The organism is Streptosporangium lutulentum, from assembly GCF_030811455.1.
GTDB lineage: Bacteria > Actinomycetota > Actinomycetes > Streptosporangiales > Streptosporangiaceae > Streptosporangium > Streptosporangium lutulentum.
The window spans coordinates 2385531-2408106 of record NZ_JAUSQU010000001.1; the positions used below are offsets into that span (position 1 = coordinate 2385531).

Annotated in this window: 23 protein-coding genes; 17 read left to right on the top strand and 6 right to left on the bottom strand. The window is 70.5% G+C overall.

All coding sequences use genetic code 11. The features are described 5' to 3' along the window. Window positions 1–16 precede the first annotated feature (16 nt). A complete protein-coding gene (locus J2853_RS10160) occupies window positions 17–3160 on the top strand; it encodes an AfsR/SARP family transcriptional regulator (RefSeq protein WP_307556744.1) in 3144 nt (1047 codons plus the stop codon). A gap of 275 nt (window positions 3161–3435) precedes the next feature. Here the strand turns inward: J2853_RS10160 and J2853_RS10165 are convergent, their stop codons facing one another. Then, the gene (locus J2853_RS10165; RefSeq protein WP_307556745.1) at window positions 3436–4038 is read right to left on the bottom strand and encodes a TetR/AcrR family transcriptional regulator; all 603 of its coding nucleotides are present in this window, start codon (window positions 4036–4038) and stop codon (window positions 3436–3438) included. A gap of 120 nt (window positions 4039–4158) precedes the next feature. Between J2853_RS10165 and J2853_RS10170 the strand changes: the two genes are divergently transcribed. Both J2853_RS10170 and J2853_RS10175 read left to right on the top strand, forming a co-directional pair. After that, on the top strand, window positions 4159–5151 hold the full coding sequence (locus J2853_RS10170) for an aldo/keto reductase (protein WP_307556746.1): 993 nt from the start codon (window positions 4159–4161) through the stop codon (window positions 5149–5151). Window positions 5152–5311: 160 nt separating this feature from the next. After that, on the top strand, window positions 5312–5959 hold the full coding sequence (locus J2853_RS10175) for a TetR/AcrR family transcriptional regulator (RefSeq protein ID WP_307556747.1): 648 nt from the start codon (window positions 5312–5314) through the stop codon (window positions 5957–5959). A gap of 1308 nt (window positions 5960–7267) precedes the next feature. Here the strand turns inward: J2853_RS10175 and J2853_RS10180 are convergent. Then, window positions 7268–8038 carry an ABC transporter ATP-binding protein gene (locus J2853_RS10180; protein ID WP_307556748.1) on the bottom strand — a complete coding sequence of 257 codons (771 nt, stop codon included), beginning with the start codon at window positions 8036–8038 and terminating at the stop codon, window positions 7268–7270. 146 nt (window positions 8039–8184) lie between these two features. Between J2853_RS10180 and J2853_RS10185 the strand changes: the two genes are divergently transcribed. Beyond that, complete coding sequence (locus J2853_RS10185) at window positions 8185–8766, top strand: TetR/AcrR family transcriptional regulator (RefSeq protein WP_307556749.1); 582 nt, start codon at window positions 8185–8187, stop codon at window positions 8764–8766. Window positions 8767–9024: 258 nt separating this feature from the next. Here J2853_RS10185 and J2853_RS10190 read toward each other — a convergent pair whose 3' ends face one another. Next, on the bottom strand, window positions 9025–9756 hold the full coding sequence (locus tag J2853_RS10190) for a TetR/AcrR family transcriptional regulator (protein ID WP_307568636.1): 732 nt from the start codon (window positions 9754–9756) through the stop codon (window positions 9025–9027). A 144-nt stretch (window positions 9757–9900) separates the two neighbouring features. On the opposite strand from J2853_RS10190, the gene J2853_RS10195 reads away from it, so the two are divergent. The 3 genes from J2853_RS10195 (at window position 9901) to J2853_RS10205 (ending at window position 12618) form a co-directional block, all read left to right on the top strand. After that, a complete protein-coding gene (locus J2853_RS10195; protein WP_307556750.1) occupies window positions 9901–11094 on the top strand; it encodes an NAD(P)/FAD-dependent oxidoreductase in 1194 nt (397 codons plus the stop codon). 87 nt (window positions 11095–11181) lie between these two features. After that, complete coding sequence (locus J2853_RS10200; RefSeq protein WP_307556751.1) at window positions 11182–12393, top strand: cytochrome P450; 1212 nt, start codon at window positions 11182–11184, stop codon at window positions 12391–12393. 30 nt (window positions 12394–12423) lie between these two features. Continuing rightward, complete coding sequence (locus tag J2853_RS10205; RefSeq protein ID WP_307556752.1) at window positions 12424–12618, top strand: ferredoxin; 195 nt, start codon at window positions 12424–12426, stop codon at window positions 12616–12618. A 103-nt stretch (window positions 12619–12721) separates the two neighbouring features. Here J2853_RS10205 and J2853_RS10210 read toward each other — a convergent pair whose 3' ends face one another. Next, on the bottom strand, window positions 12722–13297 hold the full coding sequence (locus J2853_RS10210; protein ID WP_307556753.1) for a TetR/AcrR family transcriptional regulator: 576 nt from the start codon (window positions 13295–13297) through the stop codon (window positions 12722–12724). Window positions 13298–13397: 100 nt separating this feature from the next. Here J2853_RS10210 and J2853_RS10215 point away from each other — a divergent pair, with 100 nt between their 5' ends. The 8 genes from J2853_RS10215 (at window position 13398) to J2853_RS10250 (ending at window position 20107) form a co-directional block, all read left to right on the top strand. Beyond that, on the top strand, window positions 13398–14597 hold the full coding sequence (locus tag J2853_RS10215) for a macrolide family glycosyltransferase (RefSeq protein ID WP_370879218.1): 1200 nt from the start codon (window positions 13398–13400) through the stop codon (window positions 14595–14597). A gap of 355 nt (window positions 14598–14952) precedes the next feature. Next, window positions 14953–15471, top strand: a complete 519-nt coding sequence (locus J2853_RS10220) for a toxin-antitoxin system HicB family antitoxin (protein ID WP_307556755.1) — start codon at window positions 14953–14955, stop codon at window positions 15469–15471. A gap of 81 nt (window positions 15472–15552) precedes the next feature. Next, on the top strand, window positions 15553–16401 hold the full coding sequence (locus J2853_RS10225) for a DUF4097 family beta strand repeat-containing protein (RefSeq protein WP_307556756.1): 849 nt from the start codon (window positions 15553–15555) through the stop codon (window positions 16399–16401). Between the two features lie 27 nt (window positions 16402–16428). Next, window positions 16429–17373 (top strand): ATP-binding cassette domain-containing protein, encoded by a 945-nt coding sequence (locus tag J2853_RS10230; RefSeq protein ID WP_307556757.1) that lies wholly within the window; start codon window positions 16429–16431, stop codon window positions 17371–17373. Between the two features lie 8 nt (window positions 17374–17381). After that, complete coding sequence (locus tag J2853_RS10235; RefSeq protein WP_307568638.1) at window positions 17382–18173, top strand: ABC transporter permease; 792 nt, start codon at window positions 17382–17384, stop codon at window positions 18171–18173. A 25-nt stretch (window positions 18174–18198) separates the two neighbouring features. Continuing rightward, window positions 18199–18366, top strand: a complete 168-nt coding sequence (locus J2853_RS10240; RefSeq protein WP_307556758.1) for a hypothetical protein — start codon at window positions 18199–18201, stop codon at window positions 18364–18366. Window positions 18367–18403: 37 nt separating this feature from the next. Next, window positions 18404–19096: a HEAT repeat domain-containing protein gene (locus J2853_RS10245; protein ID WP_307556759.1), complete on the top strand. Its 693-nt coding sequence runs from the start codon at window positions 18404–18406 to the stop codon at window positions 19094–19096. 6 nt (window positions 19097–19102) lie between these two features. Continuing rightward, window positions 19103–20107 (top strand): HEAT repeat domain-containing protein, encoded by a 1005-nt coding sequence (locus J2853_RS10250; RefSeq protein WP_307556760.1) that lies wholly within the window; start codon window positions 19103–19105, stop codon window positions 20105–20107. Window positions 20108–20180: 73 nt separating this feature from the next. Here the strand turns inward: J2853_RS10250 and J2853_RS10255 are convergent, their stop codons facing one another. Next, window positions 20181–20372 (bottom strand): hypothetical protein, encoded by a 192-nt coding sequence (locus tag J2853_RS10255; protein ID WP_307556761.1) that lies wholly within the window; start codon window positions 20370–20372, stop codon window positions 20181–20183. A 9-nt stretch (window positions 20373–20381) separates the two neighbouring features. Here J2853_RS10255 and J2853_RS10260 point away from each other — a divergent pair, with 9 nt between their 5' ends. After that, the gene (locus J2853_RS10260) at window positions 20382–20894 is read left to right on the top strand and encodes a hypothetical protein (protein WP_307556762.1); all 513 of its coding nucleotides are present in this window, start codon (window positions 20382–20384) and stop codon (window positions 20892–20894) included. After that, entirely contained in the window at window positions 20888–21253 is a 366-nt protein-coding gene (locus J2853_RS10265; RefSeq protein WP_307556763.1) for a GntR family transcriptional regulator, read from the top strand. The genes J2853_RS10260 and J2853_RS10265 overlap by 7 nt, the downstream gene beginning before the upstream one ends. 125 nt (window positions 21254–21378) lie before the next feature. On the opposite strand, the gene J2853_RS10270 is transcribed toward J2853_RS10265, so the two are convergent. Further along, window positions 21379–22431, bottom strand: a complete 1053-nt coding sequence (locus J2853_RS10270) for an aldo/keto reductase (RefSeq protein WP_307556764.1) — start codon at window positions 22429–22431, stop codon at window positions 21379–21381. Between the last annotated feature and the right edge of the window lie 145 nt (window positions 22432–22576).

Here is a 22576-nt window from a genome sequence, read left to right on the forward strand (position 1 = left end):
CCGGCAGAATTACCGGGTGATTACTGATGTGCGGGTCGGTTTGCTCGGACCGTTCGAGGTCCGGAACCGCGATGGGACCGTGGTGGAGGTTCCCGGGATCCGGCTGCGCGCACTGCTGGCCGCACTCGCCCTCGAACCTGGCCGGATCGTCTCGCGCGGGAGGCTGGTGGACTGGATTTGGGGGCAACGGCCGCCCGCGGACGAAGTGAACGCCTTGCAGGCGTTGGTGTCCAGGCTGCGCAGGGTTTTGCCGGACGGTGTGATCGAGGCGGATTCCGGCGGGTACCGGCTGGCTGCGACTCCTGACGCCGTGGACGTGTGCCGGTTCGAGCACCTGGTCGGTCAGGCCCGTGCCGCCGAGCCCGCGGCGCGGGCGGATCTGCTGCGATCGGCCTTGGCACTGTGGCGCGGTACGGCCATGGCGGACATCGCATTGAGAGACAGCGACGCGTTCGACGCCGCGGTCGCGCGTCTGGACGAACTCTACGTCGCCGCCCTCGGGGATCGGGCGGATGCGGATATCCGCCTCGGCCGTGGCTCGGAGCTGGTCTCCGAGCTGACCGAGCTGGTCGCCACGTATCCGCTGCGGGAGGGGTTCGTGGCGGCCTTGATGCGAGCGCTCGCCGAGGCGGGGCGTGGGACCGAGGCGCTGACCGTGTACCAGCGGACGCGCGAGCGGCTCGCTGAGGAGTTGGGCGCCGACCCATCGGCCGAGCTCTCCGCGCTGCACACCGCGTTGCTCCGTGGCGAGCTGGGCGAGCGGGCGGAGAACCGCAGGACGAACCTGCGCGCCGAGCTGACGAGTTTCGTCGGCAAGGACGAGGACATCTCCGCGGTCGCCGGTCTGGCCGTCGAGCACCGGCTGGTCACCTTGACGGGGGCGGGCGGCTCCGGCAAGACGAGGCTGGCCACGGAGACCGCGCGGACGATGCTCGCCAAGCTGCCGGATGGGGCGTGGCTGGTCGAACTGGCCTCGGTGCGGGCAGGCGGCGATCTGGCGCAGGTCGCCCTCACCGCGATCGGCCTGCGTGACCCGGCGTTGCTCGGTGGCGCGCGGGGCGGCGAACCGATGGGCCGTCTCATCGCCGCGCTCCGAGAGCGCGCGGTCTTGCTGGTCCTGGACAACTGCGAGCACGTGATCGAGGCGGCCGCGGCTTTCGCGGGTCGGCTTCTGGGGGAGTGCCGGAGGCTGCGGATTCTGGCCACGAGCAGGGAACCGCTCGGTATCACCGGGGAGGTGCTGTGGCAGGTCGAGCCACTCGCGCTGCCCGCGCGGGGAGCGGACCCCTCCGAGGTCGGGACCTCGCCCGCGGTGCGGCTGCTGCGGGACCGCGCGGGTCTGGTGCGTAAGGACATCGGCGCGGACGAGCACACCTTGTCGGCCATGGCGCGGATCTGCCGGGCGCTCGACGGGATGCCGCTGGCGATCGAACTGGCCGCGGCACGGCTGCGCACCATGTCCGTCGATCAGCTGGCGCGTCGGCTCGATGACCGATTCCGGCTGCTGACCGGCGGCAGCCGTACGGCGCTTCCCCGGCACAAGACGTTGCGCGCGGTCGTGGACTGGAGCTGGGACCTGTTGACCGAGGCCGAACGCGGCGTGCTGCGCCGGCTCTCGGTGTTCTCCGGCGGGGCGAGCCTGGAAGCGGCCGAACGGGTGTGCGGGGACGAGGTGTTCGCCGGGGAGCAGGTGCTCGACCTGCTGACCGCGTTGATCGAGAAATCGCTGCTCCTCGCCGACGGCGAGGGCACGCCGCGCTACCGGATGCTCGACACCATCAGGGAGTACGCGGCGCACCGGCTCGCCGAAGCCGGGGAAACCGAGCGGGCGCGCAAGGCGCACCTCGCCTACTTCACCGAGCTGGCCGAGACGGCCGAGCCGCACCTGCGCCGGGCCGGGCAACTGGAATGGCTGGCCACGCTCGGGGCCGAGCACGACAACATCGGCGCGGCCCTGCGCGGGGCGATCGCCGAGGGACGGGCACAGGAGGCGATGCGGCTGGTCGCGGCCGTGGGCTGGTACTGGTACCTCAGCGGGCGCCGGATCGAGGGCACCGAGTTGAGCGTCGCGGCGGCCTCGCTGCACGGCGAGGTGACCGATGAGGTGCGGGCGATGGCCTACACCGTCGTGACGGTGTTCATGACCTCCGGGCCCGGCCGCGATCAGTATCAGGCGCGGGAGTGGATCCACGAGGCGTACCGGCTCATCCGGCGCGGCGGGTATCGCCACCCTGTGCTCGGGTTCGTCGAGCTGTGGGAGCAAATGCTGCGGAAGCCGACGGATTTCCTGCCCGCGTTCGAGCCGCTCATCGCCGACGACGATCCATGGGTGCGCGCACAGGCCAGGCTCACTCGTAGCCGGCTGCGGCTCACGCTCGGCGGCGACGAGACCGACGTGGACATCGACGCCGAGATCGCCCTCGCCGAGTTCCGCACGCTGGGCGAACGGATGGGGATCTCGTTGGCGCTGACCTTCCTGGCCGATCGGCTCGCCATGCGCGGCGAGTTCGCACGCGCGTGTGAGTACCACGAAGAGGCGGTCGCGGCGCTGATCGAGGTGGGCGCGACCGAGGACGTGGTCGGCCTGCGGGCGCGGCAGGCTCAGCTGTACTGGCTGCTCGGCGATGAGCGGTCCAGCACGTCCGCCATGGCCGAAGCGCAGCGGTACGCGGGCGAAGTCCCCTGGCCCGACGCGCTTGCCGAACTGGCGCTTTCGAAGGCGCAACTGGCGCGCTGGCGCGGCGAGCCGGACACGGCATACCGGCATCTGGCCACGGTGCGGGCGGAACCGGGCGGCCCCGTCCACCTCAAGGCCCTGGACCTGTACGGCTACCTCGCCGAGGATCTCGACGAGGCCCGCGCGCATCGGACCGAGGCGTTCCGCGGGGCCGTGGAGTACATGTACTATCCACCGCTGATCGCCGAGGTGCTGGTCGGGATCGCGGATCTCGCGCTGCGTCAGGGACGGTACGAGCAGGCCGCGCGATTGCTCGCGGCAAGCGACGGCGTGCGCGGTACACCGGACCGTTCGCAGCCGGACATCTCCAGGATCGCCGCGGACACGCGGAGCCGCCTCGGTGAAGCCGGGTTCGCCGAGGCGACCCGTGCCGGCCGGCGGCGGGATTGGCGTGAGCTGGCCGAGATCACGCTCGCTTCGTGAACGTCGCGCGTGCCCATCGGTGGCCGATCACCGTGAGCCCGTGCGCACCGGGCGATCGCCGTGATGGCCGAGCCCGCCGACGGCGCGCTGACGTGCCCCGGGTCCGGTGGAGCCGGCGCGGTCGACTCTCATGCCGGCCGGACGTCCGGACAGGACATCTCGCTCAACCGGTCATCTACCAGAACACGCGCCGTCACCAAGAATGACGCGGACCCGGGCGGGGACGCATCGAGGAGCCCCCGAAAGACGCACGGGTGGGGCACCGGCCGGGGGTGTCAGAGGCGGTTGGGGTGCGGGGTGCCCGCGCCACGGAGCAGCGTGTCCACGACGAGCGTCGCGAGGATGTCGGTGTCCTGGCCGTCCTCGTTCAGCGCGGCCTGGTGGATGAGGGCGTAGTAGACGCGGCGGGTCCATGAGATGTCGATGTCGGCGCGCAGGACGCCCGCCTCCTGGGCGCGGCGGAACAACCGTTCGCAGGTGTCCCGTACGTCGGCGTGGATGCGCGCCACCTCCGGGCTGGCCGAGGATGTCTGGCTCATCGCGAATCCCCAGTCGGCTTTGACGCCGAGGACGTTCGCGGTCGTCTGGTAGAGGGCGACCAGCGGCGGAGCGGTGTCCGGGTGGGCGGCGCCGACCGCCGCGGCGAATCGCTTGGCGGCCCACACCGCCAGGGCGTCGATGAGCGCCTCGCGGGTGGTGAAGCGCCGGTGCACGGTGGTGCGGGCGACGCCGGCGGCCTCGGCGATCTGCTCCATCGTGGCCGCGGGATCGCGGCTGAGGGTGCGTTCGGCCGCCTCCAGGATCGCCGTCATCGTCCGCTCGGTGTCCGCGCGCAGCGGTCGGCTGTCGTCGGGGTTCGGCTGCCGCGATGTCTTCATGAGGGAAGCATACGGCAGTGTCATGGATTGGAGCAGAGTTGCACTATTCGTGTTGCAAGTTGTAGCTTCGTCGAGTCTTGCTTGATGCGACTAATTGTCTCGACCGAAAGGTTGGAACCGATGGAGTACACCCGCCTCGGCCGCAGCGGCCTGTCGGTGTCCCGGCTCGTCCTGGGCACCATGAACTTCGGGTCGCGAACCTCCGAAGAGGACAGCCACGCGATCATGGACCGTGCGCACGAGCGCGGCATCACCTTCTTCGACACCGCCAACGCGTACGGCGCGCAACAGGGTGAGGGCATCACCGAGGCGGTCATCGGCCGGTGGTTCGCCACCGGCGGCGGACGGCGCGACAAGACCGTCCTGGCCACCAAGGTCTACCAGCCGATGGGGGAGGGGCCCAACGACGGCGGGCTGTCCGCGCTGCACATCCGGCGCGCGGTCGACGCCTCACTCACGCGCTTGCGGACCGACCACATCGACCTGTACCAGATGCACCACATCGACCGGAACACGCCGTGGGAAGAGATCTGGGAGGCGTTCACCGTTCTGCGCCAGCAGGGAAAGGTGCTGTACTTCGGCTCGTCCAACTTCGCCGGATGGCACATCGCGCAGGCGCAGGAGGCCGCGCGGTCCCGGCACTTCCTGGGGCTGGTCAGCGAACAGTCGATCTACAACCTGATGTCGCGCTGGGCCGAGCTGGAGGTGCTGCCCGCCGCGCGGCACTACGGGCTGGGAGTGATCCCATGGTCACCGCTGCACGGCGGAGTGCTCAGCGGCGTCCTGCGCAAGCAGCGGGAGGGGGCCGCCGTCCGCAGCGGCTCGGGACTGTGGGCCGCCGCGTTCGCCGACCGGCGGGAATCGGTCGAGAAGTACGAGAAGCTGTGCGCCGACCTCGGCGAGGACCCGGCTCACGTCGGGCTGGCCTGGCTCCTCGCGCAGGACGGAGTGACCGGGCCGATCGTCGGACCGCGGACGATCGAGCAGCTCGACGGCTCGCTTCTCGCGCTGCGGATCACGCTCGACGCCGACACGCTCGCCAAGCTGGACGAGATCTTCCCGGCGCCCGCGCCCAACGGGGCCAAGCCCGCGCCCGAGGCGTACGCCTGGTGAACGCGCCCAGGCGCCGATGCCGTACCGCGACTCTCGTACCCGGGGCGTGTGCCGCCTGGTGGGCGCGTCAGGCCGTGGTCGAGGCGGGGTGAGCGCTGGTTCGGATGCCGTATCCTGGATCGAATCGGAACATCTTTCCGGTTGCGGGTGAGGGAGTGTCGTGACGGAGAACACTGTGCCGACCGGAGTCGACTCGACCGATTCTGCGGGTCCGGGCGTGCTCGAACGCGCGCCGCGCCGGTTGCGCGCCGACGCACAGCGCAACGTCGACTCCTTGCTCGAGGCGGCGAAGGCCGTCTTCGGCACATCGGGTGTGGACGCGCCCGCGAAGGAGATCGCCGATCTGGCCGGCGTCGGAGTCGGAACGCTGTATCGGCATTTCCCGCAGCGCTCAGACCTGGTCAAGGCCGTGTTCCAGCGCGAGGTGAACGCCTGCGCCGACGCGGCCCCGGCGCTGACCGCGGCGTACGAGCCGGGAGTGGCACTCGCGAAGTGGCTCCACCGCTACACCGAGTTCCTCGCGACCAAACGAGGACTCGCCGCGGCTCTTCACTCGGGCGATCCGGCGTTCGACGCCCTGCCGTGCTACTTCATGCAGCGACTCGGGCCCACTCTCGGGTCACTGCTCGAAGCCGCGACGGCCAGTGGCGAGATTCGTGCCGGCATCAGTTCCAAGGACCTCCTGTACGCCGTCGCCAATCTGTGCATGCCGACGGAGGACGAGGGAATCGCCTACAGCCAGCGCATGGTCGCGCTCCTCGTCGACGGACTGCGCTACGGCGCCGAGGCGAGCCGGCCCCGTTCCTGAAGGCACGCGGATCGTACGAGCGAGGAGAGGAGACCCGCTCGGCGCGGGCCGCCCACGATCCGCCGGCCATGAGACGGCCCTCATCGAGTTCGCTGGTGCGCAGAGGGTTTCCGGCGCGGTGGTGCGGATCGGTGCCGGGTACCAGCCCGTACACGGAGATCAGCGGCACCAGTCCGGCCGCGCCGCCGAGCAGGGCGGGCAGCAGTGCCAGGATCAGCGGCCACGGGCCGCCGGTGATCGCGGTGAGCGCCACGGTGAGCACGATCGCCACCGGCGTGTGCGCCGACAACCAGGCCAGTTGCCGGCCGCGGACGTCGCCGGCGCCGGGGGTCATCAGCGTCAGCCACAGTGCCGTGCCGTCGGTGCCGTAGAGGTTGGCGGCCATGGCGGCCGCCATCACGATGAAGATCGGGCCGGCGTAGGGCAGCATGCCGTCCCAACCGAGGATGAGCGGGCCGGCGGTGAAGCAGAGGCCGTAGGACAGGGCGAAGGTGAGCTGGTGGTTGCGTACCAGGTCGCGTGACCAGGTACGCAGTTCCTTGGCGACGACCGCGCCGGTGGCGGTGGTCGCCGTGATCGGACGCCTGCCGCGCGCGGAGGACCGGGCCGCTCCCACACGCAGGGTGAGCAGCGCAGCCCAGGCACTCAGGAGCAGCAGCACCAGTACGGCCAGCGCCGCCAGCGCCCACCAGCGGCCCTGGACGGCCAGCAGGCCCCAGCTCGAGGGCAGATACCACACCACGGCGGGCACGCCCGTCTGGCCGAAGGCCCAGAAGAAGATCCAGATCTGCCCGAGCGCCGCCAGGACGGCGCCGTTGAGCAGGCCGGAGACGATGGCGCCCGGCCGTGAGCGCAGCGCCAGCCCGACCACGGCCACGCACACCTTCGACAGCAGCACGAACACGGCCAGCTGCAGTGCCGTCGCGGGCACGGCCACCAGGGCGTTCGCGACGCCGAGCCGTGCGCCCGCGACCAGCAGCCCGAGCAGGGCGATCAGGGTGACCAGCGGGGCGACGCCGACGAAGGCCGCCACCAGCAGCCCTGTCGCCAGGCGGCGCGGCGGCAGGCCGAGCAGGGAGAAGTACTCCGGCCGGAGCGTCTCGTCGCCGCCGCCCATGAAGACGGGGCCGAGCATCCAGCCCAGCAGCCAGACCGCATACGCGGCGGCCGGCAGGTCCCCGCCGACGAAGGCCACGTAGACGGTTCCGGCCGCGAACAGCGCGCCGAGCGCGGCGCCCGTGCCCGCCGTCTGCGCCCGGCGGCCGTGGAAGGCATGGCGCAGCACGGCGAGCTTCATCTGGGCCATGGTCAGCGCGACAGCCATGACAGCTCCTTGATGTCGTCGCCGGGGTCGCCGACGAGCCCGACGAAGGCATCCTCCAAGGAGTGTCCGCCGCGCACCTCATCCAGCGTGCCGACCGCGGCCACCCGGCCTCGGTCGATCACCGCGACGTGATCGCACAGCTGCTCCACCAGCGCCATCACGTGGCTGGACAGCACGATCGAGCCGCCGCCCGCGACGAAACCGCGCAGGATCGTTTTGATCGTCGCGGCCGACACCGGGTCCACGGCCTCGAACGGCTCGTCCAGCACCAGCAGTCGCGGCGCGTGCAGCAGCGCGGTGGCCAGCCCGATCTTCTTGCGCATGCCGGTCGAGTACTCGATGACCAGCGTCCTGTCCGCGCTGTCCAGCTCCAGCACGGACAGCAGTTCCTCGGCACGCCGGGCCACTACGTCCTTGGCCAGGCCGCGCAGCAGGCCCAGGTAGGTGAGCACCTCACGCCCGGTCAGCCGCTCGGGCATGGCCAGCCCGTCGGGCAGCACCCCCACCAGGGCTTTGGCCCGCTCCGGCGCTGACCACACGTCCTGGCCGAAGATCTCGGCGTGGCCCGCGTCCGGTCGCAGCAGTCCCACCGCCATCGACAACGAGGTGGTTTTGCCTGCTCCGTTGGGGCCTACCAGGCCGAAGAACGATCCGCCCGGCACCTCCAAGGCGACGTGGTCGACCGCAAGCTTGTGACCGAACCTCTTGGTCAGGTCGGCGAGGCGTAGCGCGGGAGCGTTGGTCGGTGCTCTCAAGGCTTCCTTCTCGAATGTCGGTGAGCGGTTGATTTGTCACGAGCAATGGAACGGCACGGATCGTGCCGCCGATGGGGTGGGGTCAGTTTGGGCGCGCACGATCACATTTGTCAATACGGCACGTGCCGTGCCGATAAGGTGACGGCATGACCACCAGCCACCCCGATCGAGCCGCCGCGCGAACCAAGACGATCATGCAGGCCACGCTTGCCCTGGCCCAGGAGGTCGGTTATGCCAAGCTGAGCATTGAGGCGGTCGCGGCCCGCGCCGGTGTCGGCAAGCACACGATCTACCGCCGTTGGCCTTCCAAGGGCCTGTTGTTCCTCGACTCGCTGCTGTCGCTGAACGAGCCCGTCTTCGACTATCCCGACACCGGCGACATCGTGGCCGACTTGCGCCGGCAGATCTGCACGGTGGTGGACCTGCTGGCCAATCCGCCGTGGGGCCCGCTCTACCAGGCCCTGGTGGGCGAGGCTCAGCACGATCCCGCGGTCGCCGCCGGCCTCAACGAGCGCTTTATCCGGCCGCAGACGGACAAGACCATCGTCCGTCTCAGGGCGGCCCAAGAGCAGGGGCAGGTGTCATCCGACATGGATCTCGACCTGGTCATGGCGACCCTGTCCGGTCCCCTGTACTTCAGACTCCTGATCACCCAGGAGCCCCTGACCCACAACTACGTCGATCGCGTGCTCGAAGCCCTTTTCGCCGGGATGAGCCCGAGGCTTTAAGGCGGAAACGGACTCCGGCATCGCACCGTGCAATCGCCCGGCCAGGCACGGTGCGCCTCGGACGTCGGCCCCGTCGGCGGTTCGGACGCCGTCCTCGTCCACGACATCCGGGACGCACCGAAGCCTCCAGCGATCCCGGCGCGGTTCACCCGGGTCTCGCCGCCGCCGTCGGTTTGTCCACCTGCTTTGAGGAACGAGGCACCGGGTACGCGCACGTCGCGACCCGCGCCTGGTGACCGCGTTTTCCGGGTCTTCCCGTCAGGCTTGAGGGTGCTGTCGACGGCCGCTCCGGGCGACCGCGCCGGTCGCGACGTCCTGCAGTGATATCAGAAGCGGCCAGGTCAGGGCCGCCATCTGATCGGGGGTCTGCGGGCACTCACGCTGGAGCCAGTCGGCGGCCACGCCGAAGAGCGCGCCGGCGGTGAACGCGGCGGTGACGTCGTGCGAGGTGTCCGACGCCGAGCCGTCGCTCTCCGGAGCGGCGTCGCTCTCCGTAGGGGTGTCACGTTCCGGAGCGGCGTCGCTCCCCGTAGCGGCGTCGCTCTCCGCAGGGGCGCCGTGGACGCTCCGCCATACGTGCTCGTGGACGGCCGCGGTGAGGCGGCGGCGGACGTGGTCGGCCACGCGTGCGCTGCCATGCGGCCCGAACAGGCTGCGGTAGAGCCCGGCGTGCTCGGCCAGCCGGGCGAAGAAGATGGCCAGTGACCGCGTCCCCTCCCTGGCGCGGTCGGCCGAGTCGGGGAGGGGGGACGGCACGGAGTCGATCAGGCTGTCGATCATCGCGGTGGAGGCCACTTCGGCCAGCTCGTGGACGTCGCGATAGTGGTCGTAGAAGGCCGTGCGGCTCACCCCGGCGCGGTCGGCCACGTCGGACACGCTGATCCGGGACAGGTCCCGCTCCTCGACGAGCGCGAGCAGCGCGCGCGCCAGGGTCGCTTGGGTGCGGCGGACGCGCCGGTCGCCGGATGGGGTGGTGCTGTCTTTCGTCATGGCCACGTCTTCAGCTTACCTTCTGCTTACATATGTCAGTTATCTTGCATGTGTAAGGTAACGTGTCAGGGCGGGACAACCGAAAGGATCACGACCTATGCGCATACGTGCAGGCAGGGCCGCTTTCCGGATGGGCGGCGCCTCGTGACCTCGCCGGACGGCATCCTGATCGTCGGCGCGTCGGCCGCCGGCCTGAGTACGGCGGAGGCGCTGCGGCGGCACGGCTACCAGGGCCGGCTCACGCTGGTGGACGCCGAACCCCACCTGCCCTACGACCGGCCGCCGCTGTCGAAACAGGTCCTGGCGGGCGCCTGGGAGCCGGCCCGCGCGCGGCTCCGTACGGAGGAGCAACTGGCGGGCTTGGCCGCCGAGTTCGTGCGGGGTGAGGCCGCCGTCGCGCTGGACGCGGCGCGCCGTGAGGTGACCACCGCGTCCGGCCGCGTGCTGCGGGGCGAGGTCGTGGTCGTCGCCACCGGGCTGACGTCGCGCCGGCTGCCGGGACAGGACGGGCCGGCGGGCGTGCACACGCTGCGCGGCCTGGACGACGCGCTCACCCTGCGCGCGCACCTGATCGGCGGCACGCGGCTCGTGGTCGTGGGCGAGGGAGTGCTGGGCGCGGAGATCGCCGCGACCGCCCGCGGCATGGGCCTGGAGGTCACCCTCGCCGGCGTGGGGCAGGCCCCGTTGCACGACCAGCTCGGCGCGACGATCGGCGCCAAGCTCGGCCGGACGCACGCCGAGCGCGGAGTCCGGCTGCGGCTCGGCACCGCCGTCGACGCGCTCACCGGCGAGGGCGGCCGGGTCACGGGGGTCCGGCTGGAGGGCGGGGAGGTGCTGCCCGCCGACGCCGTCGTGGTGGCCATCGGCTCCCGCCCGGCGATCGGCTGGCTGGAGGGCAGCGGGCTCACTCTGGGCGACGGGGTGGAGTGCGACTCGCGCTGCCGTGCCGCCGAGGGCGTCTACGCCGTCGGGGACATGGCCTCCTTCGAGCACGAGGGGCTCGGCCGGCGGCTGCGGCTGGAGAACCGCACCAACGCCACCGAGCAGGCCCAGACGGTGGCGGCCAACATCCTCGGCGCCGACCGCCCCTACACGCCGATCCCCTACTTCTGGACCGACCAGTACGACGTCAAGATTCAAGCCCACGGGTGGCCGTCGCCGGCGGCCGAGGTCACCCTCGCCGAGGGCGACCCGGAGCAGAACCGTTTCGCCGTCCTCTACCGCGAGGGCGGCAGGGTCACCGGCGTGCTCGGCTGGAACATGCCCAAACAGGCGCGCCTGCTGCGGCAGCAGGAGCTCGGCTCCTGGCAGGCGGCCTCGCCGCTCACGCCCGCGTGACGGCGTCCGGGGGTATCGCCACCTCATGCACGAACCGATAGCCGCCTGTCCGCAGGCGGGCGACCAACCCTTTGGAGGAGACGCCGAATGAGTGTCAACGAGCAGGTCCTGAGCTATCCGATCCCGAACGACGCGGCGTTGGACCCGCCGGCGGAGTGGGCCGAGCTGCGCAGCAAGTGCCCGGTGGCCCACGTCACGCTGCCCAGCGGTGACCGGGCGACGCTGCTGACCCGCTACGACGACGTCAAGCAGGTGCTGGCCGACCCGCGCTTCACCCGTCAGCTCACCGCGCCCGACGCGGCCCGGCTGTCGGCCGACGGCGGCGGGGTGTTCAGCAGCGAGATGGCGCAGATCATCCCCGACGGCGGCGAGGAACACCAGCACTGGCGGCGCCTGGTCGGCAAGTGGTTCACCGCCAAGCGCATGAACGCGCTGCGGCCGTCGATGGCGCGGATCGCCGAGGACCTGATCGACGACATGGTCAAGCGCGGCGCCTCCGGCGATCTCAAGGCGTCCCTGGGCTTCCCGCTGCCGGTCTACGTCATCTGCGACATGCTCGGCGTCCCGGCCGCCGACCGCGACCGGTTCTCGTACTGGTCCGACGCCCTGCTCAACCTCACCCGCTACACGCAGGCCGAGATCGAGGCCGCCCAGACCGCGTTCTTCCAGTACATGTCCGAGCACGTCGCCGCCAAGCGCGCCGCGCCCGGCGAGGACCTGCTGAGCGAGCTGATCGCGGCCGGCGGTCCCGAGGACGGCGGGCTGTCCGACATCCAGATCCTGGTCACCGGCATGGCGCTGCTGATCGCCGGCCACGAGACCACCGCCAACATGATCGGCAAGATGGTCGCCATGCTGCTGGCCGACCGCACCCGCTGGGAGCGACTGCTGGCCGACCCGTCGCTGATCCGCACCACGGTGGAGGAGTCGCTGCGGATGGACTCCAACTCCGGCTTCGGCCTGCCCCGCTACCTGCGCGAGGAGACCGCGGTCAGCGGCACCCACCTGCCCAAGGGCACCACGGTGGTGTGCAGCATGGCCGCCGCCAACCGCGACGAGAGCGCCTTCGAGTCCGCCGACCAGATGGACCTGACCCGCAGCCCCAACCCGCACCTGGCCTTCGGCGCCGGAGCCCACTCCTGCCTGGGCCAGGCACTGGCCCGCACCGAGCTGCAGGTCGTGCTGGAGGTACTGCTGCGCAAGCTGCCCACCCTGGAGCTGGCGGTGCCCGCGGCGGAGCTGGAGCGGGTGGAAGGGCTGGCCGTCGGCGGCCTGCGCGCGCTTCCGGTCCGCTGGTGACCCTTACCCGCCCGTAGAGAGGAACCCGGCATGAAAATCATCGTGGACGAGGACAGATGCTGCGGCGCCGGACAGTGCGTGCTGCTCGCGCCCGAGGTGTTCGACCAGCGTGACGAGGACGGCATCGTCGTTCTGCTCCAGGAACACCCCGCTGAGGACCAGCACACCGTGGTCCGTGAGGCGGCGCAGGTCTGCCCCGCCTCCGCCATCGAGCTGAGCGAGTAGGACAGAAGGGGCGGGTGGCGTCACGGCGGGAAGGCCGCCGCCGCGTCGCCCGCCCTCGGAAGAACCCTCCCGCCGCTTCGTCGCGGTCGTCGGCGAGGAGCGATCACGGGGCGATCGCGGCCATGGCGAGCTCCACCACGCCGTCGGCGTAGGCGTCGGTGAGTGGCCCGGTGCGCAGCAGCCAGCGGTGGTAGACCGGCCCGAAGAGGAGCTCGATCACCTGGTCGAGGTCGACGTCGCCACGGACCTGCCCGGCGCGCTGCCCGGCGCGCAGGCGGAGCCGTACCGCGTCCAGCTGGGGCCGTAGGAGCCGGTCGCGTACCTGATCGGCGAGCTCGTCGTCGGCCAGGGTCTCGATGGTGAGCGCCCGGGTGGTGGCGGACAACCGGGGGTCGGCGAACTCGGCGACCGTGCCCCGGACGACGGCACGCAGGTCGGCGCCGAGGTCGCCGGTGTCGGGCAACGCGATGTCACCGGCGGCGTCCACGAGCGCGTCCAGAATCACCGCCCCCTTGCCGCGCCACCAGCGGTAGATCGTCTGCTTGCCGACGCCGGCGCGTGCGGCGATCGCCTCGACGGTCAGGTCGGAGTAGCCGGTTTCGGTCAGCAGGTCCAACGCGACGGTGAGGATCGCTCGGCGGGAGCGTTCGTTGCGGCGGGAGGGGGCGGGGCCAGGCACGGGACCATCCTACTCTAGCGAGACGATACGACTCGTCTTGACAGGGAGGCTCATTGAGGGCAGGCTGCCATGGCGAGACGGAACGTCTCGTTATCTTGTCATGAGGAGAACCATGTCCCACATCGCCATGGTCAGCATCCCTGCCCACGGACACGTCAACCCAAGCCTGAACATCGTGCGCACCCTCGTCGCACGGGGCCATCGGGTCACGTACGCGAACGCCCTTTCGTTCGCCGACGTCATCGAGCGCACCGGGGCCGAACTCAAGCCGTACGAGTCGACCCTGCCGACCGCCGGCGAGGTGTGGACCGAGGACCCGATCGAGCAGCTGACGATCTTCCTCGACGACGCGATCGCCATGTTCCCGCAGTTACGTGCCGCGTACGCCGATGATCGACCCGACCTGTTCCTCTACGACATCGCCGGCGCACCGGCCCGGCTTCTCGGCGAACAGTGGGATATCCCCGCGATCCAGCTCTCGCCCGCCTTCGTGGCCTGGGACGGTTACGAGGAGGAGATGGCGCAGGTCGTCGAGGCCATGCGCGCCGACCCACGAGGAGCGGATTACTACCGGCGGTTCGCGACGTGGCTCGCCGACAACGGATCGTCCGTCACGGACAGTGCCGCGTTCCAGGGCCGGCCGGCGCGCTGCCTGGCGCTCATCCCGCGCGCTCTGCAACCGAACGCAGACCGTGTGGACCCGGCCGTCTACAGCTTCGTCGGTCCCATCCTCGGTGACCGGTCCGATCGGGACTCCTGGATCCGCCCGGCGACCGCCGACAAGGTGTTGCTCGTGTCCCTCGGGTCGGCCTTCACCCGGCACCCCGAGTTCTACCGGCGCTGCATCACCGCCTTCGGCGCGCTGCCCGGCTGGCACACCGTCCTGCAGATCGGCCGGTACGTCGACCCGGCGGAACTCGGTGTCCTCCCGGACAGCGTCGAAGTGCACCCCTGGGTCGAACAGCTCGCGATCCTGGAGCAGGCGGACGCGTTCCTGACCCACGCGGGCATGGGCGGCAGCAGCGAGGGGCTGTACTGCGGCACCCCGATGATCGCCGTGCCCCAGGCGGCCGACCAGTTCGCCAACGCCGACCAGCTCGCCGCCCTCGGCGTGGCCCGTGTCGTCGATCTGGCCACCGTCACGCCCGAGGAGCTGCGGGAAGCACTGTTGCACCTCACGTCCGACGCCGGGGTGTCGGCCCGTTGCGCCGAGATCCGGCGCCATGTGCGCGAGCAAGGGGGCGCGGCCCGGGCGGCCGACCTCATCGAAGCCGAGTTGACCACCGCCGTCCCGCGTTGACGCGGACTCGTGACCGAACGACGTCGCCCGGCTCCGGCACGAACGGTGTTCTCGGTGGAGGCCGCGGCCGGGCCTCTCGTGCGTGATCGAGGAGTGTCTCATCTCTGTTCGCCGGCGAGACCGCGCCGAAGGCGACCGGGAGCCGGGCCGGGATGGGCGCGGCCGCTATACGGAAGGGCTTCGGTCCCACCCCGCGCCGGAAAGGCGTCGGCGCGACGAGCGCACCCTCTGACGTGCGCGTTCCGGATCCGGTCCGTCGTGTTGTGATCGGCCGGACCCCCACCCTGAGCCAGAATGGTGCCATTCCGAGCCAATATGGCTTTACTATGGCACCACCCTGTGCCATAGTGATGCCATGGACCTGACCCCCTATGTGGCCTCCCTCGGTCGCGAGCTGCTGACCGCCGCCGAGACCGGTGACGGCGACGCCAGTGCGCTGATCGAGCGATTGACCGTGTCGATGGAGTCGGCGATCCGGCTCACCCTGCTCGAGACGTTGTCGGCGGCTGCCGACGAGATCACCCGAGACCTGGCCCCCGGTTCGGTCCAGGTGCGCCTGCGTGGACGTGACCCGGACTTCGTCGTGACGGTTCGGCAGGCGGAGCAGCCGCTCGACGACACCCTGGATCCGGGCGCGGTGTCGGCTGACGACGCCGCGGCGAGCTTCGAGGACGGCACGGTGGCACGGATCAACGTCCGCCTCCCGGAGCAGCTCAAGGCCGCGATCGAAGAGGCGGCGGGCAAGGAAGGCCGCTCGCTCAACGCCTGGCTGGTGCGGGCCGCCTCGACCGCCCTGCGTACCCCGGAGCACGACCACGGCTCCGACCGGCGCGGCAAGCGCGGCGCGCAGCGTTACACCGGCTGGGCTCGCTAGCCCGCGCCGACACCCAGAACCACTTCTTCGCACATCTCCGACCAGCGGGGATGTTCTTCTGACTCCTTCCGAGGGATAGGCATGCCTGTTTTCGCCACGCCCGAACCGATTTCCGCCACGATCGAGCTCTCCGTCGGTGACGTGCAGATCATCGCGAGCGACCGGACCGACACCGTCGTCGAGGTGCGGCCGAGCGACGCGTCCGACGAGTCCGATGTGGACGCCGCCCAGAAGACACGCGTCGAGTACGCCAACGGCACGTTGACGGTCCGTGGGCCCAAGGCCCGCATGCTCGATTTCTCCAAGAAGACCAGGTCGGTCGACGTACTGATCGAACTTCCCACCGGCTCGCACGTGCAGGCGGACCTGTCGGTGGCGGACCTGCGCGGTGTCGGCACGCTGGGGGAGTGCCGGATCACGTCGTCGGTCGGCCATTTCCGCCTCGACCGGACCGGACCGCTTCGCCTGGGCACCTCCGGTGGCGACATCACCGTCGAAACGGTCGCGGGCGACGCCGATGTCTCCACCGGCACCGGGCGCGTGCGCATCGGAGAGATCGGCGGCACCGCCGTCGTCAAGAACTCCAACGGCAACACCGACATCGGCACCGTCACCGGCGAACTGCAGGTGCGCTCGGCCAACGGCGACATCTCCGTCGACCGGGCCGACACCACGGTGGAGGCCAAGACCTCCAACGGCACCATTCGCGTCGGCCAGGTCACGCGCGACACCGTCACGCTGCACACCTCGACCGGCCACCTCGAAATCGGCATCGCCGCCGGCACCGCCGCCTGGCTCGACCTGAACACCTCGCACGGGCGGGTGGAGAACTCGCTGGACGGCCTCAGCGAGGCACCGGAGAAGTCCGAGCAGACCGTCGAAGTCCGAGCGCACACGTCGTTCGGCGACATCACCGTCCGCCGTTCCTGACCAGATCCCGAAGGGGTTCTCATGACCATGCCATCCCAACCTGCGATCACGGCGACCGGACTGCGCAGGTCGTACGGTGACCACGTCGTGCTCGACGGCATCGACCTGAAGGTCCCGCGCGGCACCGTTTTCTCGTTGCTCGGCGCCAACGGCGCCGGCAAGACCACCACGGTCAAGATCTTATCCACCCTGATCCGCGCGGACGGGGGCAGCGCGCGGATCGCGGGTCACGACCTGTCCGCCGAGCCGGACGCGGTGCGTGCCTCGATCGGCGTCACCGGCCAGTTCTCGGCGGTCGACAACCTGCTGACCGGTCAGGAGAACCTGACCCTGATGGCGGATCTGCACCACCTCGACCGGAAGACGGGCAGACGCCGGACCGCCCAGCTGCTCGAACAGTTCGACCTCGTCGACGCGGCCAGGAAGACGGCGGCGACCTACTCCGGGGGGATGCGGCGGCGGCTCGACCTCGCGATGACGCTGGTCGGCTCACCGCAGGTGATCTTCCTCGACGAGCCGACCACCGGGCTGGACCCGCGCAGCCGCCGCGCCATGTGGCAGATCGTGCGGGAGCTCGTGGCGGGTGGCGTCACCATCTTCCTCACCACTCAGTACCTGGAGGAGGCCGACGAGCTCGCCGACCGGATCGCGGTGCTCGACCACGGGAAGATCGTCGCCGAGGGCACCGCGGACGAGCTCAAGCGGCGCATTCCCGGCGGCCACGTCCTGCTGCGGTTCGCCGACGAGCGCGACCTCGAATCCGCCGTGCGCGCCGTGGGCCAGGTGTCCCGCGACAGCGACACCCTCGTCCTGCGCGTACCGCACGACGGCAGCCTCAGGTCGCTGAAGGCACTGCTCGACCGGCTTGACCGGAACGCGGTCGAGGTCGACTCGCTGAGCGTGCACACCCCCGACCTCGATGACGTCTTCCTCGCTCTCACCGGCAACAAGGAGAAGGTGACCGCACCATGAGCACCGTGATGAGCACCGCGGCGTACGCCCTGACCGACTCGGCGACGATGCTTCGCCGCAACCTCAAGCGCATGGTGCGCTACCCGTCCATGACACTGCAGCTCATCGGCATGCCGATCGTCTTCCTGCTGCTGTTCGTCTACGTCTTCGGCGGAACGCTCGGCGCCGGGCTCGGCGGCGTCTCCGGCGGACGTGCGGAGTACGTCAACTACGTCACCCCCGCGATCATCCTGATGACGATCACCGCCGCGGTCCAGGGCACCACCATCTCGATCGCCATGGACATGACCGAGGGCATCGTCGACCGGTTCCGCACCATGGCCATCGCCCGCGTGTCCGTCCTGACCGGGCACGTCGTCGGCAGCCTCATCCAGACGATGCTCGGCATCGCGGCGGTCGTCGGCGTCGCGCTGCTCATCGGCTTCCGGCCGTCGGCGGGGCCCGGCGACTGGCTCGCCCTCGTCGGTGTCCTGGTGATGATGGCCTTCGCCTTCATCTGGCTGTCGGTCGCGTTCGGCCTGGCCAGCAAGACCGTCGAGTCGTCGAGCAACGTCGGCATGCCACTGTTGCTGCTCCCGTTCCTGGGCAGCGGGTTCGTCCCGACCGACTCGATGCCCACCGTCCTGCGCTGGTTCGCCGAGTACCAGCCGTTCACGCCGCTCATCGAGACCCTGCGCGGCCTGCTGATGGGCACGCCGATCGGCGACAACGCCGTCATCGCGGTCGGCTGGTGCGTCGTCATCGCGCTCGGCGGCTACCTCTGGTCGAAGAAGCTGTTCAACCGCGAGTCCACCCGCTAGGCGGCACCCGGGCCAAGGAGAAACGGTGCGGCGCCGACGGATCTCACCGGTCGACTCGCTGCCCGTCACCCGCCCCGAGAGCCGGCCGTTCGATCCGCCGCAGGAACTCCGGCTCGGCGGACAGGTCGTGACCCTCGATCCGCGCCGCCCTCGCCGGTGCGGATCGAGGGTCCCTGGCGATCTCGCGGCGTGACTCCGCTTGACCTTGACACGGTGACAAGGTCTTCACTGTGGCCAAAGAGGAGGTGGTCCCGATGACCATGCCGAAACAGGACACGGATACGACTCGAGCTTTTCAGGGGCTGGAGGACGGCAACTCGTCAGTGCGGCTGCGGGCAGCGCTGGCGGTCGGCACGGACCCTGACCCGCGGTTCGTCGACAAGCTCATCGAACGATCCGCGATCGAACCCGAATTCTACGTGCGCGATATGCTGACGTGGGCACTCACCCGCCACCCGGCGTCCATGACGATTCCGGCGCTTCTGGAGGAACTCCACTCGGAGCGTGCGCAGGCACGAAGCCAGGCGCTGCACACGCTGTCCAAGATCGGGGATCGGCGAGCATGGCCGGCGATCACGCGGGCGCTTCTGTCCGACGCCGACGATGAGGTTGCGCGGAGTGCCTGGCGGACGGCGGTTGTGCTCGTGCCCGAAGGTGAGGAGCCCGAGTTGGCCGCGGTGTTGTCGACACAGCTCGGGCGCGGCGAACGTGAGACGCAGCTGAGCCTCAGCCGGGCGCTGATCGCGCTCGGTGAGGTGATTCTGCCGATTCTGCGCGCTGCGATGACGGATCTCGACCCTCGCGTGCGCGCGCACGCGATCGCCACGGAACGGCTGTTGCGCGACCCGGACGCCGGATTCGAGTTCGCGATCAAGGAGGCGAAGCGCGTCGTGGCCCTCGGCGGGAGCGGTCAGGAGGAGTGACAGGCAGTGTTGATCGGCGAGGTGGCACAACGGTCCGGGGTCAGCGCCCGCATGCTCAGGCATTACGACTCGCTCGGCCTGGTGCGGCCGACGGGTCGCACCGGCGCCGGTTATCGAGAGTACTCCAGCGAGGACATCCGGCGGATCTTCCATATCGAGAGCCTGCGGTCATTGGGGCTGTCGCTGCGTGACGTCAAGCGCGCGCTCGACGATCCCGGCTTCGCGCCCTCGGAGCTCGTCGACGACCTCATCCGCCAGACGCGAGAACGCATCGCGGGTGAGACGGAGCTGCTCACGCGACTCCGTCGGATCGATGCCGCGGAACCCGCCAGCTGGGAGGACGTCCTCCAGGTCGTCGCGCTCCTCCAGGCGTTGGGGTCGAAGAGCGCGGGGAAGCGCCAGAGCGCGGCCATGTCCTCGGTCGAAGAGGTTCCGGTTCCGGTGGAAGCGCTGGTCGAGGCAGTGCTGAACGAGACGGACCCGAACGTCGCCGGAGCCCTTCGATGGGCCCTGGCGCAATCGGGCGATGACGGATTGGCACTGCTGGCGGAGGGCCTCGGCTCGCCGGTGGCCGAGGTGCGGAAGCGTGCCGTCCAGTCCATCGCCGAGATTCCGAACGGTGAGGTGACCGCCCTGTTGCTGGACGCTCTCGCGAACCCCGACGTCGTGGTCCGCAGGTACGCGGCTCTGGCGCTCGGGGCACGTGGAGTGGCCGACGCGGTCCCGACGCTCATCGACATGGTCGTCGAGGGGGCGAACGACGTCGACGCGGCCGACGCGCTGAGCGCGCTGGCGAGTCGCCCCGCGTTGGCGGATCAGATCGCCACCGGCCTCATCGATCGCCTCACTCACGGCACCGCCGAATCGTCCGCGCGTCGACGGCTGACCCAGGCGCTCGCGGACATCCCGGGAGCCACGACGTCACGTGCCCTCGCGGATCTGTCACATGACGAAGACCCCGGCGTCGCGCTCACCGCTGTGTACATTCTCGGGATACGCGACGCACGATAAAGGATCTTTCCTGGGGTGCCGTGTACGCGGTGGCCCTGTCGTCGCCGGGCGCCGCCGACAGGGCCACCGCCGGCTAGGCCCCCGTCGACGGGGTCACCGCCGACAGGACCGCGGCGTCGCCGAGAACCCCCGCTGCATCGCGCTTGTCGCCGAGGACCCCGGCTGCGCGGAAGCCGGGGTCGCCGCGGGGGCGCTCGCGCTGGGCAGGATCGCGGCCGGCCCGCTGCCGCCGGAACCCCGGGCCGTCACCCCGCCGCCACCGCACGCGCCGAGCATGCCGCTCGCTCCCTACCAGCGGGCCGTCTTCACCGCCTCCGCCTGGTCCGTACGCCCCCTGCTGGTCGCCGTGGCGCTGACGGCCCTGATCATGTGGGTCGGCGTCGAAAGGTACGCCGACGGGCACGACATCACCCTCATCGGCTTCGCCGGTTGGTACTCCATGATCGGCCTCGTGTTTCCGCTGTTCATCGCGGCACCCGCGTACACCCGCGTGCAGATCGACGGTTCCGGCGTCACGGTGCGGGTGCCCATGCTGCCCGTCCTGAGCCGCACCGTCCCGTACGAAGGCATCCGCTTCGCGGAGGTCGGAAGTGAGTCCCCGCCTGGGCGGTACAGGCTGAGTGACACCGACTCCGGGTGGGGTGTCGTCACGGGCAAGGGGCCGGTGCTCGTCGTGTCGCTGGCCGACTCGCGGTCCTTCGTCTACTCCACGCGCGAGGCGGAGACGGCGGCGCGGCTGATCAACGGCTGGCTGAACCGGCAACGCGGAGGGGCCGCATCGTGCTGATCACCGTGGACGCCTCGTCGGCGCAGCCGCTCGCCGACCAGGTGGCCGGCTCCGTCCGCAGCGCGGTCGCCGACGGCCTGGCCTCTCCCGGCGACAGGCTCCCCTCCGCGCGCACCGTGGCCGCCTCCCTCGGCATCAACCTGCACACCGTGCTGCGCGGCTACCAGCAGCTCCGCGACGAGGGTCTGGTCGAGCTGCGCCGCGGCCGCGCGGCCGTGATCACGGCCATGGCCGACCAGTTCCGGCTGCGGCTCACGGTGGCGGCCGAGGAGTTCGCCAGGACCGTCCGCCACGTGGGCGCCTCCGACGAGGAAGCGGTCGCCGCCGTGCGGCAGGCCCTGCTCAACCTCCACGAATGACCTCGCGAGCGGGGTCCCGCCGACGGGCCGCCGCCTGCGAGTCATGTCGTGGTGGGCCGGTCGTGTCCCGTTCCGGGGGTTTCCCCGTATCGCGCCCGCGGCGCGGGAGCGATGCGGGGACGCGGTCAGGCGGCGGCGCGTTCGTCGACGGGCCGGCGGCGCAGGAGTGCGTGCTCGATGGCGGGGGGGTCGTAGGCCATGTCGAGCGTGCCGATATCGGTGCCGGGTGGCACGATCTCGTCGATCCGGTCGAGGATCTTGTCGGTGAGCGTGACGTCGAGGCCGGCGAGAAGGTCGTCGAGGTGCTCCATGGTGCGCGGCCCGATGATCGCGGACGTGACGCCGGGGTGGGCGATCGCGAAGGCCATGGCCAGGTGGGTCAGCGGGATCCCGGCGTCCTGGGCGAGCGGGACGAGCTGCTCGACGGCGTCCAGCCGGCGCTCGTCGCTCAGGTGCTTGAAGCCGAACTGGGATCGGTGTGTGGTGTTCTGCCGGTTCTTGCGGTAGCGGCCGGTGAGCAGACCGCCGGCGAGCGGGCTCCAGACCAGGGAGCCCATGCCGTACTCCTGGACGACGGGGAGGACCTCGCGCTCGATGCCGCGGTTGAGGATCGAGTACGGAGGCTGCTCGGTGCGCAGCCGGATCAGGCCGCGCCGCTCGGCGACCCAGTGGGACCGGACGATGTCCGAGGCGGGCAGGGAGGAGGTGCCGACGGCCCGGACCTTGCCGGCGCGCACCAGGTCGGTGAGCACCGAGAGGGTCTCCTCGATGTCGGTGTCGGGGTCGGGCCGGTGGATCTGGAACAGGTCGACGTAGTCGGTGCCCAGGCGGCGCAGCGAGTCGTCCAGGGCGCGGATCAGCCAGCGGCGTGAGGCACCCGACCGGTTGGGAGGAACCGGGGTGCCGCCGCCGGGGCCGTGGTTCACGGAGAACCGGGCCTTGGTGGCGAGCACGACGTCGTCGCGGCGCCCCTTGAGGGCCTTTCCCACGATCTCTTCGGACTCGCCGTGGGAGTACATGTCGGCGGTGTCGATGAAGTTGATCCCCGCGTCCAGGGCCTTGTGGATGATGCGGATCGAGTCGTCGTGGTCGGGGTTGCCGAGGGCCCCGAACATCATGGCGCCGAGTGCGTAGGGGCTGACCTGGATGCCGGTCCGGCCGAGGGTGCGGTACCGCATGTGGTTCTCTCCTGGGGTCGCGGTCGAGATGGGGTGAGCGCTGGTTCGGACGCCGTACTCTGAACAAAAGCGGAACGTCTTTCCGGAACTATACGGAAAGACGTTCCGGTTATGCAAGCGAAGGATGTCGCGACGGTGTGGAGAT

Bases quoted from the DNA above. Each gene is read 5' to 3' on its own strand.
- J2853_RS10165 (WP_307556745.1), bottom strand. From the start codon at position 4,038: ATGAAGACATCGCGGCAGCCGAACCCCGACGACAGCCGACCGCTGCGC.
- J2853_RS10170 (WP_307556746.1), top strand. From the start codon at position 4,159: ATGGAGTACACCCGCCTCGGCCGCAGCGGCCTGTCGGTGTCCCGGCTC.
- J2853_RS10235 (WP_307568638.1), top strand. From the start codon at position 17,382: ATGAGCACCGCGGCGTACGCCCTGACCGACTCGGCGACGATGCTTCGC.
- J2853_RS10230 (WP_307556757.1), top strand. From the start codon at position 16,429: ATGCCATCCCAACCTGCGATCACGGCGACCGGACTGCGCAGGTCGTAC.
- J2853_RS10220 (WP_307556755.1), top strand. From the start codon at position 14,953: ATGGACCTGACCCCCTATGTGGCCTCCCTCGGTCGCGAGCTGCTGACC.
- J2853_RS10270 (WP_307556764.1), bottom strand. From the start codon at position 22,431: ATGCGGTACCGCACCCTCGGCCGGACCGGCATCCAGGTCAGCCCCTAC.
- J2853_RS10200 (WP_307556751.1), top strand. From the start codon at position 11,182: ATGAGTGTCAACGAGCAGGTCCTGAGCTATCCGATCCCGAACGACGCG.
- J2853_RS10225 (WP_307556756.1), top strand. From the start codon at position 15,553: ATGCCTGTTTTCGCCACGCCCGAACCGATTTCCGCCACGATCGAGCTC.
- J2853_RS10260 (WP_307556762.1), top strand. From the start codon at position 20,382: ATGCCGCTCGCTCCCTACCAGCGGGCCGTCTTCACCGCCTCCGCCTGG.
- J2853_RS10190 (WP_307568636.1), bottom strand. From the start codon at position 9,756: ATGACGAAAGACAGCACCACCCCATCCGGCGACCGGCGCGTCCGCCGC.
- J2853_RS10215 (WP_370879218.1), top strand. From the start codon at position 13,398: ATGAGGAGAACCATGTCCCACATCGCCATGGTCAGCATCCCTGCCCAC.
- J2853_RS10185 (WP_307556749.1), top strand. From the start codon at position 8,185: ATGACCACCAGCCACCCCGATCGAGCCGCCGCGCGAACCAAGACGATC.
- J2853_RS10205 (WP_307556752.1), top strand. From the start codon at position 12,424: ATGAAAATCATCGTGGACGAGGACAGATGCTGCGGCGCCGGACAGTGC.